A 7,495-nucleotide genomic window follows, 5' to 3' on the forward strand; every position below is an offset into this window, starting at 1 on the left:
GGGGCGCGGCGAGCTGAGCCGAGCGCCCGGTTCCCCGCGCCCCTAGTCGGGCGGCGCCTCGGCGTCCCGGCCGGTGCGGGCCGACCCGGTGCGGTCCGCGTCCGGTGCGCGGGCCGCCGGGGGCTGGTCGCGCCGTTCGCCGGGCCCCTGGGGGGATCCGGGGTCCGGCGTGCCGAAGGCCGCCCGCAGCTCCTCCTTGAGGGAGCGCTGGAAGGCGGTGACGAGCGCCTGGAGCACCATGGGCTGCATATGGGCGGAGAGCGATTTCATCGCCTCGACGTGGTCGGGGTCCGACTCCCGCTCCCGGTAGGGGTTCCAGACCTCGTCGCGGAACAGCCGGGTCAGCTCGTGCGCGGCCGAGCGGGTGTGCTCCATCAGTACCGTGCGGGCCGCCAGGATCGTCTCGTGTGCGATGGGCACGTCCAGGAGCTGCACCCCCAGCGCGAGCAGGCCGGGATCGACCCGGAAGGTGTCGGGCGACCCCGCGATCCGTTCCAGGACGTTCATCGCGGCGAGCCGGTCGAGGTCGGTCGCGGACAGCGCGCGCCCGGCCCGCCGCTCCAGCTCCGCGCGACTCGCGTCGTCCGCCGAGTCCGGCGCCCAGGAGGCGACCACGGCCCGGTGGATGGCCAGGTCGTGGGCGCTCAGGTCGGCCGGCAGCTGCTGGAGGTAGCGCTCGATCGCGGCCAGCGTCATCCCGTGGTGCTGCAACTCCTCGATCAGCGCGAGCCGGGACAGATGGGCGGGCCCGTAGTGGCCCACCCGGCGGGGCCCGATCACCGGCGGCGGCAGCAGGCCCCGGGTGCTGTAGAAGCGGATGGTGCGCACGGTGACGCCGGCCCGCGCGGCCAGCTCGTCAACCGTGAGTGTGGGCTCCTCGGTCTCCGTCGCCATGGCAGTCCCTCGCCTCCCCGGTGGTTCACGGCCGCCCGCGTGCGCGGCCGATCCGGTGCAACAGTATTGCTGTCTCACCAGCACTGCTCAATATGCCCGGTGCCCTGAAGATCGGCACGGCCGCGTCCCGCGGCACGGGAAGGCCCCGGCCGGCCGGTGGATACCGGTCGGCCGGGGCCGGTGCGCCGCTGCCGGCGCGGGAGCGGCTGCCGTGCGGGGGTGCCGGGCCGGTTACTCGGTCCTTCCGGCCTGGAGCGGGTAGTGGTCGCTGAGGTCGGTGTAGGTGTAGTCGGTGCCCCAACTGCTCACCGTCCAGGGCGCGGTGGGCTCCTGCACCACCTTGTTGTTCCAGCCCGAGGGGCGGGCGTGACCCGCGAGGTGCAGGACGTAGTCGAGGTCCTCGCTCGGGTCGGTGGGGTAGCGGTAGCGGGCGATGGAGTTCTCGGAGGTGTCGAAGGAGTACGCGTGTCCGGTGCGTGAATCGGCGCCCACCAGGCCGCTGTTGGCGAGCATCGAGGCGTACTCGGGGCCGTGCGAGTCCACGTTGAAGTCGCCCGCGACCATGACCTCCTCGCTCGCCGGGATGTTCTTCGCGTCCAGGAAGGACTTGATCGCCTTGAACTGCGCGGCCCGGTCCTTGACCGCCTCGCCCGCGCCGCACCCGGAGTCGGTCGACTGGGTGTGGGTCCCGACGACGTGCACCTTGGTGCCATTCACGTTCAACACGGCATAGACGAAGCCCTTGTTGGACCACCAGTCGGAGCCGCACGCGTCCTTGTAGACGTACTGCTCCTTGTGCAGGATCGGCCACTTGCTGAGCAGGGTGACGCCGCCGTCCTCGGGCGTGGTCGAGGAGTACGAGCCGCCGGTGGCGTCCCAGCCGTCCCTGCTGCGGCCCACCACGGGTGTCTGGTACGGATATTGGGCGGCGGCGTTGCTCTTCAGCGCGTCGGATGCGGAGTTGTCGAACGCCTCCTGGAGCACGACGACGTCGTTGCCCTGGAAGAAGGGCGCGGCGGGGATCGCCTGCGCCCGGTGGCCCTGGCCCCAGTTCGGGTACAGGTTCTGGCTCATCAGGAACGTGTTGTACGTCAGCACCTTCAGCCGGGGCGGCTCGGCGGCGGCCTGGGCGGGGGCGGCGGCCGTCAGGACGGCGGCCGCGAGCGAGGCGGCGAGGACCGCCCCGCGGACCCGGCGGAGCGAGGAGTGCGGCACGTGAACTCCCGTGTCTGGAGTGGGGATTTGGACCGGCGCGCACATCAAAGCAGCTGCGGTTACCTAGAGGTAACCTCTGTGCGCCCACTGTCTTACCCCTGTCGTACGATCACGAGTACGAATGCTCGGACGGCATTCGGTCACGAGCGCGTGCGAGAGAGAACGAGAGAGAAGGTGCCAGGCGTGAAGCTTCTTCCGATGGATGTGGGCCCCCTCAACCCCACGGTGCCCGATCTCCTGATCGGCCTGGTGCTGTTCCTGCTCTGCTTCGGCGTCCTCGAGGGCCTGCTGCTGCCCCGCCTCGGGCGGATGCTGGAGGAGCGCGAGGCGCTGACGACGGGACGTACGCACGCGGCCGAAGCCACCCTCGCCGAGGCGGCCGAGGTGCGTGCGCGGTACGAGTCGGAGCTGGCCGACGCCCGCCACGAAGCGGCCCGCATCCGTCAGCAGGCCAAGGAGGAGGGCGTCGCGGCGATGGCCGCGGCCCGCGCGGAGGGCATTCGGGAACGGGACGCGCTGCTCGCCGCCGGCACCGAGCGGATCGCCGCGGCCCGTGCGGCGGCCGAGTCCGAGCTGCGCCCGTACGTCGACGTCCTGGCCGCCGACCTCGCCGGCCGCATCCTCGGCGAGCCACTGACCGCCCGCGCCGAGCACTGACCCGATCCTCCCGGCCCCCGGCGGCCCGAGTGCTCCCGATGCCGGGTGCGCCAGGGGTGCCCGAGGGCTGCGGCCTGCCGTGCGGGCCCTGGCGGACGACGGCCCATGTGCCGCTGTGACCTGCGGGAATGCATACTGGAATCCCTCAAGTCACAGGGGCACCATCAGCCCCGTCAGCCTCAGGGAGCCCGTCATGAGCCGCCGCGACGTCCCGCCCGCGCCACCGCCGCCCGGCGGCGTGCTGTGGAGCCTGGCCGGCGACGTCCGGATGCTCCTCGCGCTGCCCGCCGCCCTCACCATGCAGGTCGCGCACCCCGCCGTCGGGGCCGGGGTGGACGAGCACTCGGTGTTCCGTACCGACCCATGGGGGCGCGGGGAGCGCTCTCTGCGCTCGCTCCAGCTCTGGGTGTACGGGGGCGAGCGGGCGGCGCAGGAGGGTCGCCGCCTCCGGGAACTCCACAAGACCATCCAGGGCACCGACGCCACCGGCCGCCGCTACCACGCGCTCACCCCCGCCTACTACGCGTGGGTGCACGCCACCGGATACCCCGTCTACGCCCACGCGCAGCAGTACCTCGGCCGTCCCTTCACCGACGCCCAGCACCGCCGGCTGTACGCGGAGTGGCTCCAGGTCGGCCGGATCCTCGGCATCAACGACCGCGACATGCCCGGGACCATCGAGGAGTTCTGGCCCTACTACCGCAAGATCCTCGCCGACGAGATCGGCACCAACGCGGTCGTCGAGGAACTCGTCGCCACCGACCGGCCCGTCCCGGCACCCGACCGGGGACCGCTGCCGCTGCGACTGCTCCTGAGAGCGCTCTGGCCGGTGCTCCTGCCGCCGCTCGCCCGCTTCCGCCGCTTCGTGACCATCGGGTTCATGCCACCCGAGGCGCGCGAGGCGATCGGCCTCGACTGGAGCGACCAGCAGGAGCGCACCCTGCGCCGTCTGGGCCGGGCGGTGCGTGCGGTCGCGCCGCTGCTGCCCGAGCGGCTGCGCTATCTGCCGCTCGCGCGCCGGGCCCGCGCGGAGTACCGCCGCTCGGCGGGACGGAGCCCGGCCCCGCGCTGACCGGTCGGCCGGGCGAACGGTGCGCGCACCGGCCGATCACGGGTCACGCCCAGCTCCCCTTGTCCCGGGCCGGCCCTCCCGGTTTCCCCGGGCGCGGGGGCTGAGGCCTCACGCCGAGGCGCGCCGGACCAGCGTGGTCGGCGTGATCACCGAGGAGGGTGCGCCCGGCCCGGCCACGCCCTGGTCGAGCCCGCGCAGCAGCAGGCGCGCCATGAGGCGGCCCATCTCCTCGATCTCCTGGCGGACGGTGGTCAGCGGAGGGTCGGTCGCCTCGGCGATCGAGACCATGTCGTCGAAGCCGACCAGCGCGACGTCCTCGGGCACCCGTCGGCCGTGCTCGCGCAGCACCCGCAGCGCACCCGAGGCCATCAGGTCGTTGGCTGCGAACACGGCGTCCAACTCCGGCCTTCGCGCGAGGAGTTCGGACATCGCCCGCGCTCCGCTCGCCGTGGTGAACGCGCCCTCCGCCACCAGCGCGGGGTCGGCTTCCGGGAGCATGTCGCGGTAGCCGGCGAGCCGGTCGGTGGAGGCCGTCTGGTCCAGCGGGCCCGCGATGTGCGCGATCTCCCGGCGGCCGAGCGAGAGCAGATGGCGCACGGCCTCCCGCGCGCCGCCCCGGTTGTCGGCGTCGACGTAGGGGACGGCGGCGGGGAAGCCGGGCCGCCCGCCGAAGACCGTCAGCATGCCCGCGCCACGGGTGATCGCGGGCAGCGGGTCGTCGTCGTGCAGCGAGAAGGCGAGCGCCCCGTCGACGTGACCCCCCGTCAGATAGCGTGAGATCCGTCCGTAGTCGTCCGGGCCCTCCACGAGCAGCAGCACCAACTGGACGTCGTGGGCGGAGAGTTCCTTGCTGATACCGCGGATCTGCTGCGAGAAGAACGGGTCGGAGAAGAACCGGGTCTCCGGCTCGGCGACGATCACGGCGACGGCTCCCGTGCGCCGGGTGACCAGGGAGCGGGCTGCGGGATTGGGCACGTAGCCCAGTTCCTCGACCGCTTGACGCACCTTGTCGACCAGCGGCGGGCGCACCCCGGTGCCGCCGTTGACGACCCGGGAAGCGGTGGCCCGGGAGACGCCGGCGCGCGCGGCGACGGCTTCGAGGGTGGGTCGCGTCCCGAAGTACTGCTCGGTCAAGGCGGTTTCTCCTCATCGGCGGAGCGCGAGCGGCCCCTGGGCGGACTGCGTCGCCCGGCAGCGTATCGGCTGCCCGGGCGCCCGAGGAGAGAGCGCTCTCGCACGGCAGGGGCGGTTCCCGGCGGTGGTGCACCCGCCGGGAACCGCCCCTGCCGCTGTCCGCCCTGGCTCGTCAGTGCTGGGCGTGGGCCGTGTGCGACGCGACGATCTGCTTCCAGGACTTGGGCTCCACCGGCTTCACCGGGTTGACGGCCCGCGCCGAGGGGGCGGCCGTCACACCCGCCCGCGCGCCGATCTCAGCCTTCAGCGCAGCCGAGTTGGCGGGCTTCGACGGCTGGAAGAGCCAGGTGTCGAAGAGCTCCGCGAGCGGCTTGCCCGAGACCTTCTCGGCGTACTTCACGAAGTCACCGACGGCCGCGTTGCCGTAGGCGTGCTCGGTCGGCCAGCCCTTGAGGATCTTGAAGAAGGACGCGTCGCCGACCGTGTTGCGCAGCGTCTGGATGGCGAGGGCGCCCCGGTCGTAGACGGCGCCGTCGAACTGGTTGTCCGGGCCCGGGTCGCCCGGCTTGACCTTCCAGAACGGGTCGTCGGCGGGGTGCTGCGCGTACACCCAGTCCGCCAGCTCCTGCGCGGTGCCGTTGCCCTCCTTCTCCGACCAGAGCCACTGCGCGTACGACGCGAAGCCCTCGTTGTCCCAGATGTCCTTCCAGCCCTTGACCGAGACGCTGTCGCCGTACCACTGGTGCGCCAACTCGTGGACGACCACGGACACGTTGGCGCCATTGGCGAACTGGGCGGGGCTGTAGAACGGACGCGTCTGCGTCTCCAGCGCGAAGTGGCTCGTGACGTTCGGAACGTAGCCGCCGACCGCGTTGAAGGGGTACGTGCCGAACACGCTCTCAAGCCACTCGGCGACGTCCTTGGTGCGCTCGATGCTCGCGCGCGCCGCCCCGTCGTTGTCGCCCAGGTCCTTGCTGTACGCGTTGAGGACCGGCAGACCGCTCGCGGTCCTGTCGGTGGTGATGTCGAACCTGCCCACCGCGAGCGTGGTCAGATAGGAGGCCTGCGGCTTGTTGGAGCGCCAGTTGTAGGTGGTCCAGCCGAGCTTCGAACTCTGGCTCTGCAGCACGCCGTTGCTGATGGCCTGGCTGCCGTCGGGCACCTTCACCGAAATGTCGTAGGTGGCCTTGTCCAGGGGGTGGTCGTTGGAGGGGAACCACCAGACGGCCGAGTCCGGCTCCTGGGCCGCCACCCCGCCGTCCGGGGTGCGCGCCCATGCCGTCCAGCCGTCGACCTTGAGCTCGGAGGGCTTGCCCGCGTACTTCACGACCACCGTGATCGAGCGGCCCTTGGGCAGGGGCGTGGCCGGCGTGATCTCCAGCTCGTGGCTGCCGGATGTGGCGAACGTGGCCTTGGTGCCGTTCACCCGCACCTCGCTGACGGCGAGGCCGAAGTCGAGGTTGAAGCGGGACAGGTCCTGTCGGGTGGTGGCGAGCAGTGTCGCCGTGCCCTCCAACAGGTCGGTCCTGGGCTGGTACTTGAGCTTCAGGTCGTAGTGCGAGACGTCGTAGCCGCCGTTGCCGCTCGCCGGGTAGTAGGGGTCGCCGATGCCCGGGGCGCCCGGAGTGAAGTCCGCGGCCGATGCCGGGATCACCAGCAGCAGGGAGGCGGCGAGCACGCTCGGGGCGATGATTTTGCGGTGCACGAAAAGCTCCAAGTCGTCAGTGTCGTCGTGGGGTGAACGATGGTGAACGATCTCTTCGGAGCCTATTGAGCCCCTTCGGTCCCGGTCATGTCCATGGCTCCTTCTGTCACACGATCGCCATTCGGCCGACACGTCGATGTGAACCCCTGCGTTCGCTTCGGGCCGTCGACTGCCCCCTTTTGCACGGGAGTTGACCGGAGTACCTTCCGGCCATGCCGATACGCGCGCGGGGCACCCGCCACAGGTCACGATCCGTCCGAACGCTCGTCCTCGCGGCGGTGGCCGCCCTGGCGGCCGTGCTTCTGGCACCGGGGGGTGCTCAGGCGGCCCACGCCAAGGAGAGCCGCCCGGTCTATTCGTACGAGAACGCCGTCCGTGAGGCCGTCTGGGTCGACACCGGGCTCGACGGCGACGGGGACGGCAGGAACGACCGGGTCGCCGTCGACATCGTCCGGCCGCGCGAACCCGCACAGCAGGGCCGCAAGGTTCCGGTCATCATGGACGCGAGCCCGTACTACTCCTGCTGCGGACGCGGCAACGAGAGCCAGCTCAAGACGTACGACGCCAACGGGAACGTCGTGCAGATGCCGCTGTACTACGACAACTACTTCGTGCCGCGCGGCTACGCCGTCGTGGGCGTGGACCTGGCCGGAACCAATCGGTCGGACGGCTGTGTGGACGTCGGCGGCCCGTCCGACGTGCTCTCCGCCAAGGCGGTCGTCGACTGGCTGAACGGCCGGGGCCGTGCCTACACGAGCCGTACCGGGAACCAGCGCGCCACCGCCGGGTGGACCAACGGCCGCACCGGCATGATCGGC

7 protein-coding genes are annotated in these 7,495 nt (G+C 71.7%); 3 read left to right on the forward strand and 4 right to left on the reverse strand.

Translation table 11 applies throughout. The features are described 5' to 3' along the window. Window positions 1–42 precede the first annotated feature (42 nt). A complete protein-coding gene (locus tag CG740_RS13735) occupies window positions 43–894 on the reverse strand; it encodes a MerR family transcriptional regulator (protein WP_100575355.1) in 852 nt (283 codons plus the stop codon). Between the two features lie 231 nt (window positions 895–1,125). Further along, window positions 1,126–2,109 carry a sphingomyelin phosphodiesterase gene (sph, locus tag CG740_RS13740; RefSeq protein ID WP_100575356.1) on the reverse strand — a complete coding sequence of 328 codons (984 nt, stop codon included), beginning with the start codon at window positions 2,107–2,109 and terminating at the stop codon, window positions 1,126–1,128. A gap of 183 nt (window positions 2,110–2,292) precedes the next feature. Between sph and CG740_RS13745 the strand changes: the two genes are divergently transcribed. Together CG740_RS13745 and CG740_RS13750 are read left to right on the forward strand one after the other, a co-directional pair. Beyond that, the gene (locus CG740_RS13745; protein WP_100575357.1) at window positions 2,293–2,766 is read left to right on the forward strand and encodes a F0F1 ATP synthase subunit B family protein; all 474 of its coding nucleotides are present in this window, start codon (window positions 2,293–2,295) and stop codon (window positions 2,764–2,766) included. Between the two features lie 193 nt (window positions 2,767–2,959). Beyond that, on the forward strand, window positions 2,960–3,838 hold the full coding sequence (locus CG740_RS13750) for an oxygenase MpaB family protein (RefSeq protein WP_100575358.1): 879 nt from the start codon (window positions 2,960–2,962) through the stop codon (window positions 3,836–3,838). A 108-nt stretch (window positions 3,839–3,946) separates the two neighbouring features. Here CG740_RS13750 and CG740_RS13755 read toward each other — a convergent pair whose 3' ends face one another. Together CG740_RS13755 and CG740_RS13760 are read right to left on the reverse strand one after the other, a co-directional pair. Beyond that, the gene (locus tag CG740_RS13755) at window positions 3,947–4,972 is read right to left on the reverse strand and encodes a LacI family DNA-binding transcriptional regulator (RefSeq protein WP_100575359.1); all 1,026 of its coding nucleotides are present in this window, start codon (window positions 4,970–4,972) and stop codon (window positions 3,947–3,949) included. A gap of 172 nt (window positions 4,973–5,144) precedes the next feature. After that, window positions 5,145–6,677, reverse strand: a complete 1,533-nt coding sequence (locus tag CG740_RS13760) for a M1 family metallopeptidase (RefSeq protein ID WP_100575360.1) — start codon at window positions 6,675–6,677, stop codon at window positions 5,145–5,147. A 212-nt stretch (window positions 6,678–6,889) separates the two neighbouring features. Between CG740_RS13760 and CG740_RS40910 the strand changes: the two genes are divergently transcribed. After that, window positions 6,890–7,495, forward strand: a 606-nt coding sequence (locus CG740_RS40910) for a CocE/NonD family hydrolase (protein WP_324901099.1), incomplete at its 3' end; no start/stop codon positions are given.

The organism is Streptomyces sp. CB01201, assembly GCF_002803085.1.
In the GTDB taxonomy this organism is placed as follows: Bacteria; Actinomycetota; Actinomycetes; order Streptomycetales; family Streptomycetaceae; genus Streptomyces; species Streptomyces hundungensis.